Origin of the sequence: Lachnoclostridium sp. An118 (assembly GCF_002160985.1) — a bacterium.
Taxonomy (GTDB): Bacteria; Bacillota; Clostridia; order Lachnospirales; family Lachnospiraceae; genus Claveliimonas; species Claveliimonas stercoravium.
In genome coordinates, this window is sequence record NZ_NFLQ01000008.1 from 107,509 (window position 1) to 123,951 (window position 16,443).

The following is a 16,443-nucleotide window of genomic DNA, read 5'->3' on the forward strand; positions in this document are numbered from 1 at the left end:
CTGTGTGGACATTAAATCACTGAGGTATTTCCTTGCGGTAGTACAGGAGGGAAATATCACCCAGGCGGCGAAAAAGCTGTGCATTGCCCAGCCGCCGCTGAGCAGGCAGATCCGGCTCCTGGAGGAGGAGCTGGGAGTCACTTTGTTCCTGAGAGGGAAAAAGAAGATACGGCTGACTGAGGAGGGAAGGTTTCTCAAGCAGCAGGCGGAGGAGATCATCGAGCTCATGGAGAAGACCCAGGAGCAGCTGGGACGGCTGGGCAGCAGCGTCCACGGGCTTGTCTCCGTGGCGGCTGTGGAGTCCTTTGGCATCGGCCTCCTGTCGGAGATGGTGGAGGCCTTTCACAGGGAGTATCCCCGGGTGCACTTCCAGATATGGTGCGGAAACAGCGACGAGGTCCGGGACAAGCTGGAGAGGGGGCTTGCGGATGTGGGCATCGTGAGGGCGCCGGTCTACATGGAGCAGTGTGAGCAGATTTTCCTCCGGAGCGAGCCCTGGGTGGCGGCCATGAGCCGGAACCATCCTCTGGCCGGGGAGGCGGGGGATGAGGTGCGGCTGGAACGGCTCGGCGGTGAGACGCTGATGGTCCCTGTCCGGGCCTCCCTCCAGGAGGAGATCAACCACTGGTTCAACGAGATTGCCCAGGAAAGGGAGATCCTCTGCTATTATAATTCATCCGCCTCCATGCTGCCCATGGTGGAGCGGGGCATGGGGATCGCCATCTGCCCCGGGTCAGCCCGGTATTTTACAGGGGGAGAGGGCATCGTGTACAAGACCATCGTGGAGCCCAGGAAGGAGTCCCGGCTGTACATGGTGAAGCGCAGATATCAGATGCTCCCCCAGGCCGCCGGGGCTTTCTGGGACTTTGTCTCCTCTACTTTCCTGCCTGCTTGATGATCTGGTTGACGTAGGTGGAAAGGCCTGCCACCAGCACGCCCTGGACAATGGCGGTGAACACGGCCATTGCTATCTCCGGACCGGTGTGGAAGGGGCAGGTGGCCAGGACCCAGACAGCGCACAGAGCGATGCCGAGCGCACCCAGGATGAGAGGGATATACTTGTCGTTTACGGTCTGCGCCTGCTTGAGCCAGACGCCGATGAAATACAGGATGACTGCCACAATGAGCAGCTCTGGCTTGATATACTGAACGATCTGTTCCATAGGACTGTCCTCCGCGGTTCGTTTTCTGACAGCTGTGTGGTGCTGTCCCTTTATCCTATGCGGCTGGAGCCCGGGAGGTGAGGAGGGCTGTGAAGATAAAAAAGAGCTTCCGGCTGAATGCCGGAAGCTCCTGTCTGATATGGAGCATACGGGATTCGAACCCGTGGCCTCCACAATGCGAATGTGGCGCGCTCCCAACTGCGCTAATGCCCCATAAGGAAATTATACCACTTCAGGTGAAGAAATCAAGATGAATTTATGGCAGGATCCTTCTGAGTTAAAGACCGTGATCAGTGTGTAAAATCCATTGCATTTTCTGAGAAAAAATAATATAATTTCTTTATATTTACTACAAAAGACAGACAAAACAGAGGTCTTAGAAGTCATAGAGGCGTAAAGGAGAAAGAGCGATGAAAAAAAGAGTAGTTGTTGCATTGGGACACAGAGCGCTGGGGATCACACTTCCGGAGCAGAAGGAGGCCGTGAAGAGGACGGCAGTATCTATTGCTGACCTTATTGAGGAGGGGTATCAGGTGGCCATCACCCACAGCAATGCCCCCCAGGTGGGAATGATCCACACGGCTATGAATGAATTCGGCAAAGTACATCAGGACTATACACCGGCTCCTATGTCTGTGTGTTCAGCCATGAGCCAGGGGTATATCGGATACGACCTGCAGAATGCGATCCGGGAGGCGCTCCTGAACAGGGGGATTTACCGCACGGTCAGCACCATACTGACACAGGTGACTGTGGATCCTTACGATGAAGCCTTCTACACACCCACCAAGGTTCTTGGGCGCTACATGACAGCCGAGGAGGCGAACGAGGAGCGCAGGAAGGGTAATTATGTGATCGAGGAGCCTGGGAAGGGCTTCCGCCGTGTCGTTTCAGCTCCCAATCCGGTGGGCATTGTGGAGATTGACGCTATCAAGGCGCTCATCAATGCGGACCAGGTGGTCATCGCCTGCGGCGGCGGCGGTATCCCTGTGATGGAGCAGGACCACCGGCTGAAAGGGGCCAGTGCAGTGATCGAGAAAGACCTGGCAGCCGGCAAGATGGCAGAGGCTATTGACGCAGATGAGCTGATCATCCTCACGAGCGTGGAGAAAGTCCACATCAATATGAACACGCCCCAGGAATCCGAGCTGGGAGAAATTTCCCTTGCCGAGGCAAAGCGGTATATGGAGGAGGGCCACTTCGGCGTGTACAATATGCTGCCAAAGTTCAAGGCATCTGTGGAGTTCATTGAGAAGAGAGAGGGAAGAAGCGCCCTGATCACCTCCTTTGACAAGCTGAAGGACGGACTCAGAGGAAAGACCGGTACCATTATCCGCTAGGCGCCCTGTGTCGGCAGGCCAGGGATGGCGGAAATGCAGAAGCTGTATACAAGAGAAAAGCCCCGGCCGTGGGAGACCACGGCCGGGGTTTTTTGAGGGGTGTGTGAAAAATATAACAGGTAACGTAATACTTTTGAAAAGTATTACGTCCGGAATGAATAAATGTAAAACTTGCTTGACATTTTTTGTAAAGCTGACTATACTAAAAATGTAAAGCAAACTATACGATCGTGAAAGGAATGTCAAGCCTATGAAGACCCGGATCCAGGAACTGCGCCGGAAATACAAGCTTTCGCAGGAGGAGCTTGCCCTGGCGGTGGGAGTCACCCGGCAGACGATCATTTCGCTGGAGAAGGAGAAGTACACGGCTTCCCTTGTGCTGGCCCACAGGATTGCCAGATATTTCGGTGTGACCATTGAGGATGTGTTTGATTTTTCAGAAGTGGATAAGGAGGAGATGTGAGATGAAGGACTACAGAGCAAAGCTAAAAAGGCAGATCATCTGGATGACGGTGGGTATCATTTTTTCCTGCATGGTCATCGTGATCTGCTGCGTCAGCGCCATGCGGCTGGGAGTAGATGAGCATGAGGCCAGCTTTATGAGAGGCTTTCAGGGCGGCCTGTTCTTTGCCTGGGCTGCCATCGCTGTCTGCGGGATCGTGGTAAATGTCCGGGCTCTGCGGGATGAGAAACGGCTGCGGGCGCTCTACATCAAGGAGCATGACGAGCGGCTGCAGACTATCCAGAGGGAGTCGGGCCGTGCGGCTTACGTCATCAGCCTGTTCGGCCTCCTGACAGCAGCCATTGCGGCCGGATTTTTCAGCATGACCGTGTTTGCGGCACTGATCGGAGCTGTGTTTTTTGTCAGCCTGGCAGGTCTGGGGGCGAAGCTGTGGTTTCACAGGACGATGTGACACGGGCCGGGGCGGTTGGAACCCAAGATCGTGTAAAATTTCAAACAAAAGGTATTGACAAATTTCCGGGGGGAGATATATTATTGTACTAAAGTAATAGTACAGACGTCTGAGAGAACAAAAATAGATCATCCCATGAGGGGAGAAAGGAAGCAGAGGTTATGATCGAGATCAGAGACCTGACCAAGGTGTACAGACTGAACAAAAAACAGATGGCTGAGTCCCACACGAAAAATCCGAAGAAGACGGCTGTGGACCACCTGAGCCTGACAGCGAAAAAAGGTGAAATCTATGGACTTTTAGGTCCCAATGGAGCGGGCAAGACAACGACCCTGCGCTGTGTTTCCACGATCATCAGGCCTACCGGCGGAGAGATTTACGTGGATGGGCACGAGGTGCAGAGGGAGCCTGAAGAAGTGCGGAACTGCATCGGGTTTCTCACAAGTGACATCAAGCTGGATGACCAGTTTGACCCGGACTATATGTTCCGCTTCTTTGGCCGCCTTCACAGAGTGCCGGAGGATGTGCTGCGGAGGCGCAGGGAGGAGCTGTTTGACTATTTTGGCATCAGTGAGTTCGCCCACAAGAAGATACGGGAGCTGTCCACTGGCATGAAGCAGAAGGCGGCCATCGCGGTCAGCCTTGTACATGACCCGGATATCGTTATCTTTGACGAGCCCACCAACGGGCTGGATATCATCACTGCGAGGAGTGTGACAGACTATCTGAAGAAGCTGCGGGATGAGGGAAAGCTGGTCATTGTCTCCACCCATATCATGTCCGAGGCCCAGAAGCTCTGCGACCGTATCGGCATCATCATTGACGGACAGAAGGTGGCGGAGGGCACTCTGGATGAGCTGCTCGCACAGACATGCACAAACGACCTGGAGGACGCGTTCTTCCAGCTCTACTCGGCCAGAAAGGGGGAACTGTAAATGTTAAACGGCATCAGACAGATATTCGGAAAAGAGATGTCCAGGATACTGAGGGATAAAAAGATGGTCTTCTCCGTCTTCCTTCTCCCGGTCATCATCATGGTGGTCCTGCTCACGATCATAAACAGCCTGGCAGGACAGATGCAGTCAGATATAGAAGAGCATACACCTATTGTCTGGATGCAGAACGAGCCGGACAGCTTTGAGGCCTTCCTCGCGTCATCGGGAATGGAGTATGACGTCAGGACCGTGGCCTCTGACAGTGACAGGGCAAAGGCAGAGGACCAGATCCTGAACGGGGAGGCGGACCTGCTCATAGAGTTCCCTGCGGATTTCGACGAACTGGTTGCCGGATTCCAGGAGGGGGACCAGGTTCCGCAGGTCAAGACCTACTACAATCCCTCTGAGAATTATTCGTCCCAGGCATACCAGGAAATCTCCGTGGGCATGCTGGAATCCTACCGCCAGACCCTGCTGGCAGGGCGGGTGGGCAACCCGGATGCCATCACGGTATTTACGGTCAATTCTGACAATGACGAGATGGTGATCCAGGACGATGAGAAGGCCAGCGGTCAGGCGCTGGGCATGATGCTCCCCTACTTTATCACGATCCTCCTCTTTGCCGGAGCCATGGGGATAGGCACGGATATGATCGCGGGAGAAAAGGAGCGTGGCACTATGGCCAGTCTTCTCGTGGCGCCGGTGAAACGGTCCGCCATCGTGCTTGGAAAGGTGTTTGCACTGATGGTGGTGTCAGGCATTTCCTCCATCATCTATGTGGCCGGCATGGTCGTATGTACGCCCTTTATGATGGACTCCATGACAGGCATGGACGAGGCGCTGAACCTGAGCCTGAAGGCGGACCAGATCGTGATGCTGGGGCTGCTTCTCGTGGCGCTCGCCTTCCTGTACTCCGCCGTGGTGGCGCTGATCTCCGTCTTTGCGAAGACCACCAAGGAAGCCAGCAGCTATATCATGCCTGTGTATATGGTCGTGCTGGTAGCGGGGCTCCTGACGATGTTCCGCATGGGAGACGGAAGCCCGTGGGATTACTATATTCCATTCTATAACAGTGCCATTGCCCTCCAGGCTATCCTGAGTCATGACCTGACCATATCCCAGTACCTGGTCACCCTTGTAGAGACCCTGGCGCTGGGAGGCATCCTGACAGTGCTCATTGCCAGAGCCTTCAATAACGAGAAGGTCATGGCGCTGTAAAACAGAACAGAAAGCGAAAGTGGAAAGGGCCTCGTGCCGTCACGGATCTCCTTCCGTCTGCATAAGATGAAAGGGGAGGTGACAGCATGAGGCTCTGTGATTTTCAGCAGAAGGAAGTGATCAATGCCTGCGACTGCCGGAAGCTGGGCTATGTGGCAGACCTGGTATTTGATGAATGTACAGGCTGTATCGAGTCGGTGATCGTGCCCAGGGGAGGGTTCCTGTGCGGCTGGTTCGGGGATGCCGGTGAGTACGTCATTCCCTTTGCGTGTATCCGGAAAATCGGTCCGGATATCATCCTGGTAGAGGTACACGAAGAAAAAGGACACAGGAAAAAGTAATAAATTGACAATTCCGGCCAGCGGGATATATACTTGTCTTAATATGTGAAGAAAGGACGGAAGACCAAGATGAAATGCCCATATTGCAACCATCCGGACACAAGAGTCATCGACTCCAGACCGGCAGATGACGGTAATTCCATCCGCAGAAGGCGCTCCTGCGATGTCTGCGGAAAGCGGTTTACCACCTATGAAAAGGTAGAGACTATCCCGCTGATCATCATAAAGAAGGACAACAACAGAGAACAGTACAACCGCGGAAAGATAGAGACGGGCATCCTGCGGGCGTGCTACAAAAGACCTGTGTCCGCGGCTGAGATACAGAAGTGTATCGACAGAGTAGAGACAAAGATATTCAGCCTGGAGGAAAAGGAAATCCCCAGCAGCACGATCGGTGAGATCGTCATGGATGAGCTGAAAAGGCTGGATGAGGTGGCCTACGTCCGCTTCGCATCCGTGTACAGGGAATTTAAGGATGTAAACACCTTTATGGACGAGATAAAGAAAATACTGGACAGGGGAAATGCATAAGACAATGGACTATCAGCGTATTTTGGAAGGCATACTCGATATTGGCGAAGCCATGCTCTGCAGCGGGGCGGAAAATTTCAGGCTGGACGACACCATGTACCGGATGTGTAAGAGCTACGGATTCAAGCGCTATGACGTGTTCGTCATACCCAGCAATATCCAGATCACGGTGGAGACGCCGGAGGGAGAGATCCTGACTCAGATCCGGCATATCGAGTCCACAGGCATCAACTATGACCGACTGGATTATATGAATGATCTGGCCAGATATGTGTGCGCCCACACGCCGGATGCCCGGGAGCTGCACAGGAGGTATCTGGAGGTCATGGCCCGGAAGCAGCAGCCCCTGTGGGTCACCTATCTGGCGGGTGTCATGGGAGGGACCGGGTTTGCTGTCTTCTTCGGCTGCGGGCTGACAGATGCCGTGGTGGCAGTACTTGTGTCCCTGATGATCGTGTTTGTGGGTGACTGGCTTGGGAAGAGGGAGGATAATCTCCTCATCTACAATCTTATCCTTGCCTTTCTGTCAGAGACGGTCATCATCGGCATGGATTTCCTGGGCATCGGGACCCATCCGGACAGGATCATGATAGGTATCGTCATGCTGCTCATCAGTGCCCTGAGCACCACCAACGGGATACGGGAAATCCTGCAGAGAGATTTCCTCTCCGGACTTATCAATATCATGAACTCTGTCCTGGGAGCGGCAGGTATTGCCTTTGGCATCGCCATTGCCATGCAGCTTCTCGGAGAAGGAGCCTACGACGGATTCACGCTGAACCACAGCGTGCCCATCCAGCTCGCGTCCTGCACGGTGGCCTGTGTGGGATTTGCCATGTGGTTTAAGATCCAGGGAAAGCAGGTGCTCTTCTCCGGAATCGGGGCCTTTTTCACCTGGGCCATCTACTGCCTGGTATATGCATTCTGGCCCAGCAACTTCGTGGCTACCATGGCGGGAGCTGTCTTTGTAGCGGCATTTGCCTTTATCATGGCCAGGGTCAACAAGGCGCCTGCCACGATATTCCTGACAGCATCGGCCTTTCCGCTGATCCCCGGACCTAATCTCTACTATATGATGTACGGCTGGGTGAGTGGGGACAGAGCCATGGCGGGGCAGGAGACCGGCGTGCTTCTGGAGACGTGCCTCGGTATCGCTCTGGGCTTCCTGATCGTGGATGTAGTGTCCCGGTGTGTCCTCTATGCGGTGAAGCGGGAGGGATTCCGGGGAGAAAATATCATCTAGCCCGGTGAGAAATAAATTGCGCATCCTATTGGAAAGTGCTATGATAAAAGAGGAAGCATATACAGCTTCTTCTTTTTTGATATGCAAAATTTGTTTTTTTCAGATTTACAGATAGATCGGGTGTGTGTGTATGAAAAACTATAAATTGACCATTGCCTATGACGGCAGCCGCTATCAGGGATGGCAGCGGCAGGCGACAACGGACAATACGATACAGTATATCATAGAGTGGAGCCTGGGGAGGATCGTGGGATACCGGGTGCAGGTGGACGGCTCAGGCAGGACGGACAGCGGTGTCCATGCCAGGGGGCAGGTGGCCAGCGTGAAGCTGTCCGGTCTCTACGACCCGGCGGAGCTGAAAGCTGCTCTGAACCGTTATCTTCCGGAAGATATCCGCGTTCTCAAGGTGGAACTTGTAAAGAACAACTTCCATGCGAGAAAAAGCGCCAAGGGGAAGAAATACGAATACTATATAGACTGTCGGGAAAAGCCGGATGTGTTTTCCAGGAGATACTGCTACCATTATCCGGAGAAACTGGATATAGAAGCCATGCGGGATGCTGTGAAATATCTCATCGGCGTCAAGAATTTTGCCAGCTTTACGGACAACAAAGAAACCAACGATACAGTCCGCAGGATCTACAATATCAAGATCGTGCGCTCCGGGGAGAAGGTGAGGATCACCTACTACGGGTCAGGCTTCCTCTACCACATGGTCCGCATCCTGACAGGGACACTGATCGAGATCGGGACAGGCCGGCGGGATGCCAGCAAGCTCCCGGTGGTCATAGCGGCGGAGGACCGCAGCCTGGCGGGATTTCTCGCTCCGGCCAGAGGCCTGTTTTTGAGAAAAGTATATTATTAGATGGCAAATAGATAACAAGGAGAAACTAGACTATGAAATTGATCTCTTGGAATGTGAACGGCCTGCGGGCCTGTGTGCAGAAGGGGTTTACAGACTTTTTCAGGGAGGCGGATGCGGACATTTTCTGTGTCCAGGAGACGAAGCTGCAGGAGGGACAGATCGACCTGGTGACCCCGGGTTATCATCAGTACTGGAACTATGCTGTGAAAAAGGGCTACTCCGGCACGGCTGTGTTTACGAAGGAAGAGCCGTTGTCTGTATCCTGCGGCATCGGCATGGAGGAGCATGACCAGGAGGGCAGGGTCATTACCCTGGAGTACCCGGAGTTTTATTTTGTCACCGTGTACACCCCCAACTCCCAGAATGAACTGGCAAGGCTTCCCTACAGGATGCAGTGGGAGGCAGATTTCCTGGCTTACCTTAAGAAGCTGGAGAAAAAAAAGCCGGTGATCTTCTGCGGGGACCTGAACGTGGCCCACAGGGAGATCGACCTGAAAAATCCGAAGACAAACAGGAAGAACGCGGGCTTTACAGACGAGGAGAGGCAGAAATTTACAGAGCTCCTGGAGGCCGGGTTCATTGATACCTTCCGCTATTTCTACCCTGACAGGGAAGGGATCTATTCCTGGTGGTCCTACCGGTTTAAAGCCAGAGAGAAGAACGCGGGGTGGCGTATTGACTATTTCTGTGTGTCCAAATGCCTGGAGGACAGGCTGGAGGATGCGAAAATACTGACAGATGTGATGGGCTCCGACCACTGTCCGGTGGAGCTGGATCTGAAATAGCATAGAAAAGAGGCGGATCATATGAGGATAGAGAGGGAGCATGCAGCGGCCATTGTCATTGATTACCAGGAGAAGCTGATGCCTGTCATGGACAGGCGGGAGGCGCTCATAGAGAACTCCTCCATCCTGCTGGCGGGACTTCGGACCCTGGGTATTCCCATGGTGCTCACCCAGCAGTACACGAAGGGACTGGGAGGTACCGTGAAGGAGCTGACCCAGGCCGCCGGGACAGCGGAGTTTGTGGAGAAGCTGCGGTTCAGTGCCTGGCAGGTTGTGGCCAGTAGCCATCCCTGGATACTCGGGAAAAAGTACATCATCCTCTGCGGGATAGAGTCCCATATCTGCGTCCAGCAGACCATGCTGGAGCTGAAGGGTGCGGGCTTTGTGCCCGTGCTTGTAACAGACTGTATCTCCAGCCGGAAGAGGACAGACTATGAGGGGGCCCTTGTGAGGGCTCAGCAGGAGGGGGCTATCCTCACCACGTACGAGGCCCTGCTCTTTGAGCTGCTGGAAGAGGCCGGCACAGACGAGAGCAAGAAGATCCAGCGGCTTGTGAAATAGGAAATACAAAAGAAAAGGGAGGGTATATCTGATCTGTCTCGGATCAGATATACCCTCCGTCCATTCCTATGACCTGTCCGGTCATGTAGTGCGGGGCATGGGCAATCTGCCATACAAGGTCCGCCACTTCCTCCGGCGTTCCAAAACGGCCGGCGGGGATCTCCTCTTTCAGCTCCTGATTCTCTTCGGGGGAAAGCCAGCCGTTCATGGCTGTGTCGATGACGCCGCAGGCGATCGCGTTGACCTGGATGCCGCTTGGAGCCAGCTCTTTGGCCAGCGCCCTGGTCAGTCCGTGGATGCCGGACTTGGCGGCTGAGTAGGCAGCCTCGCAGGATGCCCCCACGGTTCCCCACATAGAGGAGATGCTGATGATCCTTCCCTGCTTCCGGGTCACCATAGGCGGGATGGCGCTGCGGCAGCAGTAGAAGACGGAGGACAGATTGGTGTCAAGAAGTCTTTGCCACTCGCTGTCTGTCATGTCAGTGAGCAGTCCCATATGGGCGATGCCTGCATTGTTGACAAGCACGTCCAGGCAGGGACAGATCTGATAAATTTTCTCAAATATCTGCCGGACATCCGCCGGGCTGCCCACGTCTCCCGGAACCAGGGTACAGTGTCCGGGGAAATGGCTGTTGATTTCTCTCTGTACTTCTGACAGCTCATCCAGGGATGAGCGGCAGTTGAGAAAGACGTGCCACCCCTCCCGGGCAAATCGAAGGGCGCAGGCCCGGCCAATGCCCCTGGAGGCTCCTGTGATAAGTGCGTATTTTGCAGACGGTTTTGCGGACATGAACATTCTCCTTTTTCCCTTTTGCTCTATTTTACAACAGAGTCCGGTCTGGTGTCCAGCCGGCTGTCCGGGCGCGTATTTTTATTGCCGTTTCTTCAGTGCATATAAAACAGCGCTCATATCCTTTGTCTGTGACTTTGGGTTCATACAGGATATCCAGCCCGGTGTCCAGCATGTCCACGGTCAATTTGTTTACCGTTTCTGTATTATCCACAGAAAATACGATAAAAGTATGTCCTTCTTCAGTTTTTTCAACAGACAGCTTCCCTCTCATTGCAGCAGCTCTCCTTTGGTTTTTTGGCGAGTGCGATTCCCGTCAGCAGAAGGAGCGGGAAAATGACACCTGCCAGAACGCCCGCTTTCAGATTGTCATCCATTGCTCCGGATACCAGGCCTACCAGGGTGGGACCTGCTGAGCAGCCTACATCTCCGCCAAGGGCCAGTAAGGCAAACAGGGCCGTTCCGCCTTTTGGGAGAGCGGCAGAAGCCTTGCTGAAAGTACCTGGCCACATGATGCCGATGGACAGACCGCAGACGGCGCAGGAGGCCAGACTGAGAAGAGGGAATGGCATGAGCGAAATCCCAAGATAAGACAGAACGCACAGAGCCCCGCTATAGACCATGAAGCGTTCCAGGTGGATGAGATGACCGTATTTTCCGTAAAACAGCCGTGACAGTCCCATCAGGACGGCAAATGCCATGGGCCCTGCCAGGTCTCCCGCTGTTTTGGAAATCCCCAGACCCTTCTCGGCAAATACAGACGCCCACTGGCTCACCGCCTGTTCGCTTGCCCCGGCGCATACCATCATGACAAGCAGGACCCAGAACAGCCTGTTTCTGAACAGGTCTCCTGTTTTCATGCAGTCTTTACCGCCTTCTTGCAGCGGAGCTATAGGAACCCTGGCAAACGCAAAGGCATTGCAGATGGGGAGGATTGCCCAGGTCAGTGCCAGCAGCTTCCAGTTTTCTGTGCCTGCAATCTGGAAAAACAGTGTCGATACAAGCACAACCCCCGCATAGCCCCAGCAGTAAAATGAGTGGAGCATGCTCATGGTCTTCTCCTTGTGCTTCGTGGGGCAGGCTTCTACAACAGGGCTGACCAATACTTCGAGGAGTCCGCCTCCGACTGCGTAGATCATGACAGAAATCAATATGCCGGCAAATGGAGCGGGCAGGATTTCAGGCAGGACAGTGAGGAGGATCAGGCCTGCAGCTGAAAAAATATGGGCTGCGATCATGGAGACTCTGTAGCCGATCCTGTCCACAAAAGAAACGGAGAGAAGATCGGTCAGAAGCTGTATCCCGAAGTTAAAGGTCACGAGCAGCGTGATCTGTGAAAGCGGGATATGGTAGATGTTCTGAAAAAGTAAAAATAGCAGCGGCGCAAAGTTGTTGACGACAGCCTGCACGATATATCCTGTAAAACAGGCTGCTATTGTTTTTGTATATTTGTTTGACATGTTTGTTCCTCCTTGCTTCAGATGGGATTATATCACATAAAAAACGGGAAGACATTGAATAAAATCACTAAAATATGGTATAATATCACAAAATTAAATTCGTTTGATATGAGGTGAGGACGGTGGGAGTCTGCAGGACGATCACGGATGAAACGCTCCGGGAAGCGGTATCGCACGGGAAAAACGATTATCCGTTTGCGTACTATCCGGAAGATATATGGAGATTTGATTTTCATAGGATCGGCTGGCACTGGCATAACGAGCTGGAGTTTCTTGTGGCAGCCAGTGGAAATGCGGTCTGCTGTGTCGGAGAAGATAAGATCAATCTGCCTCAGGGCTGCGGCGTGTTTATCAACAGCGGTATCCTGCATCGGTTCGAGGCATATCAGAGCGTATATGCCCCCAACATTGTTTTCGCACCGTCCCTCCTTGCACCGGAAGAGTCCCTTATTTATCAGAAGTACGTCAGACCGGTCATAGTACTATCTGCTCCGTACCAGATCCTTGAACCTCATATTGTATGGCAAAGACAGATCCTCCAGATTTTGGGACAGATTTTTGCGCTTCAGGAGGAAGGAGGAAGAAACGAGCTTTCTACTGTCAGGATGCTTCTGGAGATATGGGATCTGCTGGAGAAAAATATGGAGCAGGCATCCGGGCTGCCGAAGCTGCGCCGGCTGAACCATAAGCAGGCGCAGCTGCAGACCATGATACAGTTTATCCACGACCACTATATGGAGGAAATAACACTGGAGGAGATCGCGGGGGCGGCCTCTCTGAGCAAAAGTGGCGCCCTGCATATTTTTCAGTCAGGCATTCATACATCCCCGGTAGCGTACCTTATAGGTTACCGGCTGTCCCGTGCGGCGGCGGAGCTCCTGACAACCCAGAAGCCGGTTTCTGTTATTGCATCGGACACGGGCTTTGCAAGCGCCGGCTATTTTTGCCGGAAATTCCGACAGCATTACCATATGAGCGCCGGAGAGTACAGAAAGGGAAAGCAGGGGAAGAATATGGCGGAAAGGATGTATCAGATCAAACAATAGAGTTGCTATTTCTGTCCACTGATGCTATGATGTATGCATGATTTAGACAAGTTATTTTTGCAGGGAGAGGAGAATTCGGAGACAATTATCATTAGCGATGGAAGCAGAGGATGAAAAAGAGGTATGAATATGATCGACAGGGCAGTTGAATTTGCGACGAAGGCTCACGAAGGACAGTTCCGGAAGGGGACAAGGCGCCCCTACATCGTCCATCCCATAGAGGTCAAGGACATTGTGTCCACCATGACCCGGGATGAGGAGGTGATCAGTGCCGCGGTGCTCCACGACACGATAGAGGACTGCCAGGGAGTGACCCGGGAGGTGCTGGCGCTGGAGTTCAGTCCCCGGGTGGCCGCCATGGTGGCGGGAGAGAGCGAGGATAAATCCAGGACCTGGATGGAGAGGAAGAGCGCAACGATCCAGTCCATCGGGAGCGCCCCCAGGGAGGTGCAGATGATCGGACTGGCAGACAAATTGTCCAACATGCGGGACATTGACCGGGACTATCCCAAGGTGGGGGAGGAGCTCTGGAAGCGCTTCCGCATGAAAGATAAGAAAATGATCGGCTGGTACTACAAGGGCGTGCGGGATGCCCTTGCCGAAGACTTCCAGAAGGAACCGGTATTTCAGGAATACTGCCGGTTGATACAGAAGAACTTCGACTGAGAAAAGGACCGGATATGCAGGCTGGGGCTTGTGCATATCCGGTCCTTCCTTCCTCTCGCGGCCGCTCCTATCCGTGCAGCTTTTTCCTGAGGAGCAGCACAGAGGCTGCGTAAAAGACAGATGAGAGGAGAATGCACCACAGAAAGGCAGCCGCGAGTAATCCCATATCTGCGGGATGCCCTGCCAGAGCGGCTCGCAGAGAGTCGATGACAGGGGTCATGGGCTGATGCCGGGCGAATGTCCGCAGCAGGGGCGGGAGATGCTCTGTGGGGACAAAGCCGGAGCTCAGGTAGGGAAGGACAATGGCCAGGGAGGAGAGAGAGCTGGCGCCCTGGGGACTTTTTGACAGGATACCCACAGTGACGGCCATCCAGGACAGTGCCAGGATCATGCCCGACAAAAGGAGGAGGCTTATCCCCAGGCCGGTCAGGCTAAAGGCCGGGCGGAAGCCCAGGAGGAGCGCGATGAGGAGGACGACAGCGGAGGTCACAAGACTCCGCCCGCAGGCCTCCAGTACGTGGCCGGAAAGGAGAGACCTTTGGCGGACCGGGAGAGTGGAAAGTCTGCTCATGACCCCGCTGGTGATGTCCTGATTGACCATGACGGCCGTGGTGGAGGAGCCCTGGGCCGCACACTGGATGAGGACGCCGGGGACAATGTAGGCCGTGTAGGAGGCACCGCCCACGTGGACAAGTCCATCAAACAGGGCGACAAAGAGCAGCATCATGAGGGCGGGCAGCAGGATGCTGGTGAGAAAGGTTTCCGGGTTCCTGCGGGACAGGAGCAGGCAGCGCCAGGCAATGGTGAAGGTGTCGCTATAGCTTCGTTTTGTTGTTTCCATATGATTTTTCCTCCTTGATCATGGTTAAGAACACATCCTCCAGGGAGGGGGACTGCTCTGAGAATTCCCGGACAGAAATGGAGTCCTCCCGGAGACGGCAGAAGAGCTCTCCTAAGGTGTCTGCCCTCCCGTCTGTAAACACGGTCAGAGCGCACTTCTCCGGCAGGCAGCTGGTCCGCCATTTCCCCGCAGGAGTTCCCAGAAGAGAGGCGGCCCGTTCCAGGTCCTTCGGGCTATAGAAGACAAACCGCACAGCGCCCCGGGGAAGGAGGGACTTCAGCCTGGCGGGAGTCCCCTCTGCCAGGATTTTCCCTTCGCTCAGGATGCCGATCTGGTCAGCCAGCTGCTCCGCCTCTTCCAGGTACTGGGTGGTGAGGAGGACGGTCATGCCGCCGTCCCGGAGCCTTCGGACAATCTGCCACATGGCCAGGCGGCTCTGGGGGTCCAGGCCGGTGGTGGGCTCATCCAGGAAAAGGACATCGGGGCTGCCCACAAGGCTCATGGCGATGTCCAGCTTCCTCTTCATCCCTCCCGACCAGCCGGAGACCCTTCGGTCCGCATGGGAGGAGAGGTCAAAATATTCCAGGAGCCGGACCGCTGATCTCACGGGGGCTGCCAGATGGCGCAGACGTCCCATGAGGAGAAGGTTCTCTGTTCCCGTCAGGCTCTCATCCAGGCAGGAGAACTGTCCGGTCACGCTGATGACCTGGTGGACCTTCTCCGGCTCCCTGGTCACATCAAAGCCCCGGACCCGGGCAGTCCCACCGTCAGGGCGAAGCTGGGTGGTCAGTATGCGGACTGTGGTAGTCTTCCCGGCACCGTTGGAGCCAAGGAGAGCGTAGATGGTCCCTGCAGGGACTGAAAAGGTGAGGTCTCTTAGGACCTCTCTGTCTTTATAGCGTTTCTTCAGCGAGGATACGAAAATCGATACATTGTTTCTTTCCATGGGTGACCTCCTTTTTTGGAGCTTGTGTCGCAAGGTTCCTTTATACATTTATTAATACCGAACGAAGGTATGTATATGTCTAATATAAAATTGCCTCTGCAAGGCAATCTTATACGTCCTGCTGCAGGGCAGGGTGGTTTCTGATCAGGTCAGCCGCCTTTTCATCATAGATGGGAAGCCCCATCCTGGCAAGCACCTCGCAGCTGCACTGGTATCTGCGGAATATCTCCTCCGCACTGCCGGGAAAGACAGATGGGATCAGCCAGACATCCAGAAGGACCAAAAGCTCGGACAGCTCCTTTGGATAGTCTGTCTGGATGGAGCCATCCCGGCAGCCTTCCTCGATGAGTTCCAGCCAGCGGGGGCACAGAGTACGGCGGTTTGTCTCCAGCATCCCAGCCAGGATCCGGGGATTTTTAAGGAGTGGGACAGCCTGGGCGGAAAAGCTGGCCTGCTCTTCGTTGGACTGGTTCAGCAGGATGGCCAGCTTCATCTTTTCCAGGCCATTCAGATCCGTCCGTTTCTTTACCTCCTCAAAGGGATTATTTTTGAAAAAGAGCCTGTCTCCCAGGGCATTCAGGATATCTTCCTTTGACTTGAAGTGGTGGTAGATGGCACCCTTGCTTAAACCCCCCAGCTCGTCTACAATGTCCTGGATCGTCGTATGGTCATATCCTTTTTCCAGAAAGAGCCGCTGTGATACATCCAGTATCTTCTCTACAGTGACTTCCGGGTACTTGTTTCTCGCCATGGCATCCTCCTGCATACATACGTTTGGTATGTATATAGTATAGCGGG

The 16,443-nt window shown here is 54.2% G+C and carries 20 protein-coding genes and 1 tRNA gene; 14 read left to right on the top strand and 7 right to left on the bottom strand.

Annotated features, from left to right (window positions below):
• Positions 1-4: 4 nt before the first annotated feature.
• Positions 5-895: a LysR family transcriptional regulator gene (locus tag B5E62_RS08870; protein ID WP_087174240.1), complete on the top strand. Its 891-nt coding sequence runs from the start codon at positions 5-7 to the stop codon at positions 893-895.
• Here B5E62_RS08870 and B5E62_RS08875 read toward each other — a convergent pair.
• Positions 876-1,163, bottom strand: coding sequence for a phage holin family protein (locus tag B5E62_RS08875; RefSeq protein WP_087174241.1), 288 nt, complete (start codon positions 1,161-1,163; stop codon positions 876-878). The genes B5E62_RS08870 and B5E62_RS08875 overlap by 20 nt on opposite strands.
• Positions 1,164-1,303: 140 nt before the next feature.
• Positions 1,304-1,376: transfer RNA gene (locus tag B5E62_RS08880), tRNA-Ala, on the bottom strand.
• A gap of 197 nt (positions 1,377-1,573) precedes the next feature.
• Here B5E62_RS08880 and arcC point away from each other — a divergent pair.
• The 11 genes from arcC to B5E62_RS08935 all read left to right on the top strand — a co-directional run bounded on the left by arcC (position 1,574) and on the right by B5E62_RS08935 (position 9,896).
• Positions 1,574-2,503 carry a carbamate kinase gene (gene arcC / locus B5E62_RS08885; protein ID WP_087174242.1) on the top strand — a complete coding sequence of 310 codons (930 nt, stop codon included), beginning with the start codon at positions 1,574-1,576 and terminating at the stop codon, positions 2,501-2,503.
• A gap of 250 nt (positions 2,504-2,753) precedes the next feature.
• Positions 2,754-2,966 (top strand): helix-turn-helix transcriptional regulator, encoded by a 213-nt coding sequence (locus B5E62_RS08890; RefSeq protein ID WP_087174243.1) that lies wholly within the window; start codon positions 2,754-2,756, stop codon positions 2,964-2,966.
• 1 nt (position 2,967) lies between these two features.
• Positions 2,968-3,417 carry a hypothetical protein gene (locus B5E62_RS08895; RefSeq protein WP_087174244.1) on the top strand — a complete coding sequence of 150 codons (450 nt, stop codon included), beginning with the start codon at positions 2,968-2,970 and terminating at the stop codon, positions 3,415-3,417.
• A 161-nt stretch (positions 3,418-3,578) separates the two neighbouring features.
• Positions 3,579-4,352, top strand: coding sequence for an ABC transporter ATP-binding protein (locus B5E62_RS08900; RefSeq protein WP_087174245.1), 774 nt, complete (start codon positions 3,579-3,581; stop codon positions 4,350-4,352).
• The gene (locus tag B5E62_RS08905) at positions 4,353-5,570 is read left to right on the top strand and encodes an ABC transporter permease (RefSeq protein WP_087174246.1); all 1,218 of its coding nucleotides are present in this window, start codon (positions 4,353-4,355) and stop codon (positions 5,568-5,570) included.
• Between the two features lie 86 nt (positions 5,571-5,656).
• Complete coding sequence (locus B5E62_RS08910; protein ID WP_087174247.1) at positions 5,657-5,911, top strand: PRC-barrel domain-containing protein; 255 nt, start codon at positions 5,657-5,659, stop codon at positions 5,909-5,911.
• 69 nt (positions 5,912-5,980) lie between these two features.
• Positions 5,981-6,442 (top strand): transcriptional regulator NrdR, encoded by a 462-nt coding sequence (gene nrdR, locus B5E62_RS08915; RefSeq protein ID WP_087174248.1) that lies wholly within the window; start codon positions 5,981-5,983, stop codon positions 6,440-6,442.
• Entirely contained in the window at positions 6,435-7,685 is a 1,251-nt protein-coding gene (locus tag B5E62_RS08920) for a threonine/serine ThrE exporter family protein (protein ID WP_330398078.1), read from the top strand. The genes nrdR and B5E62_RS08920 overlap by 8 nt, the downstream gene beginning before the upstream one ends.
• 130 nt (positions 7,686-7,815) lie before the next feature.
• Positions 7,816-8,550: a tRNA pseudouridine(38-40) synthase TruA gene (gene truA / locus B5E62_RS08925; protein ID WP_087174250.1), complete on the top strand. Its 735-nt coding sequence runs from the start codon at positions 7,816-7,818 to the stop codon at positions 8,548-8,550.
• A 32-nt stretch (positions 8,551-8,582) separates the two neighbouring features.
• Entirely contained in the window at positions 8,583-9,335 is a 753-nt protein-coding gene (gene xth, locus B5E62_RS08930; protein ID WP_087174251.1) for an exodeoxyribonuclease III, read from the top strand.
• Between the two features lie 21 nt (positions 9,336-9,356).
• On the top strand, positions 9,357-9,896 hold the full coding sequence (locus B5E62_RS08935; RefSeq protein WP_087174252.1) for an isochorismatase family protein: 540 nt from the start codon (positions 9,357-9,359) through the stop codon (positions 9,894-9,896).
• 43 nt (positions 9,897-9,939) lie between these two features.
• Here B5E62_RS08935 and ymfI read toward each other — a convergent pair whose 3' ends face one another.
• Both ymfI and B5E62_RS08950 read right to left on the bottom strand, forming a co-directional pair.
• On the bottom strand, positions 9,940-10,686 hold the full coding sequence (ymfI, locus tag B5E62_RS08940) for an elongation factor P 5-aminopentanone reductase (RefSeq protein ID WP_087174253.1): 747 nt from the start codon (positions 10,684-10,686) through the stop codon (positions 9,940-9,942).
• A 251-nt stretch (positions 10,687-10,937) separates the two neighbouring features.
• Complete coding sequence (locus tag B5E62_RS08950) at positions 10,938-12,146, bottom strand: MFS transporter (RefSeq protein ID WP_087174255.1); 1,209 nt, start codon at positions 12,144-12,146, stop codon at positions 10,938-10,940.
• A gap of 122 nt (positions 12,147-12,268) precedes the next feature.
• Between B5E62_RS08950 and B5E62_RS08955 the strand changes: the two genes are divergently transcribed.
• Together B5E62_RS08955 and B5E62_RS08960 are read left to right on the top strand one after the other, a co-directional pair.
• On the top strand, positions 12,269-13,192 hold the full coding sequence (locus B5E62_RS08955) for an AraC family transcriptional regulator (RefSeq protein ID WP_206414310.1): 924 nt from the start codon (positions 12,269-12,271) through the stop codon (positions 13,190-13,192).
• Positions 13,193-13,321: 129 nt separating this feature from the next.
• Positions 13,322-13,858, top strand: coding sequence for an HD domain-containing protein (locus B5E62_RS08960; protein ID WP_087174257.1), 537 nt, complete (start codon positions 13,322-13,324; stop codon positions 13,856-13,858).
• A gap of 67 nt (positions 13,859-13,925) precedes the next feature.
• On the opposite strand, the gene B5E62_RS08965 is transcribed toward B5E62_RS08960, so the two are convergent.
• The 3 genes from B5E62_RS08965 to B5E62_RS08975 form a co-directional block, all read right to left on the bottom strand.
• Positions 13,926-14,699, bottom strand: coding sequence for an ABC transporter permease (locus B5E62_RS08965; protein ID WP_087174258.1), 774 nt, complete (start codon positions 14,697-14,699; stop codon positions 13,926-13,928).
• Positions 14,674-15,645, bottom strand: coding sequence for an ATP-binding cassette domain-containing protein (locus tag B5E62_RS08970; protein WP_087174259.1), 972 nt, complete (start codon positions 15,643-15,645; stop codon positions 14,674-14,676). The genes B5E62_RS08965 and B5E62_RS08970 overlap by 26 nt, the downstream gene beginning before the upstream one ends.
• Positions 15,646-15,754: 109 nt before the next feature.
• Positions 15,755-16,396: a TetR/AcrR family transcriptional regulator gene (locus tag B5E62_RS08975; protein ID WP_087174260.1), complete on the bottom strand. Its 642-nt coding sequence runs from the start codon at positions 16,394-16,396 to the stop codon at positions 15,755-15,757.
• Positions 16,397-16,443: the final 47 nt, after the last annotated feature.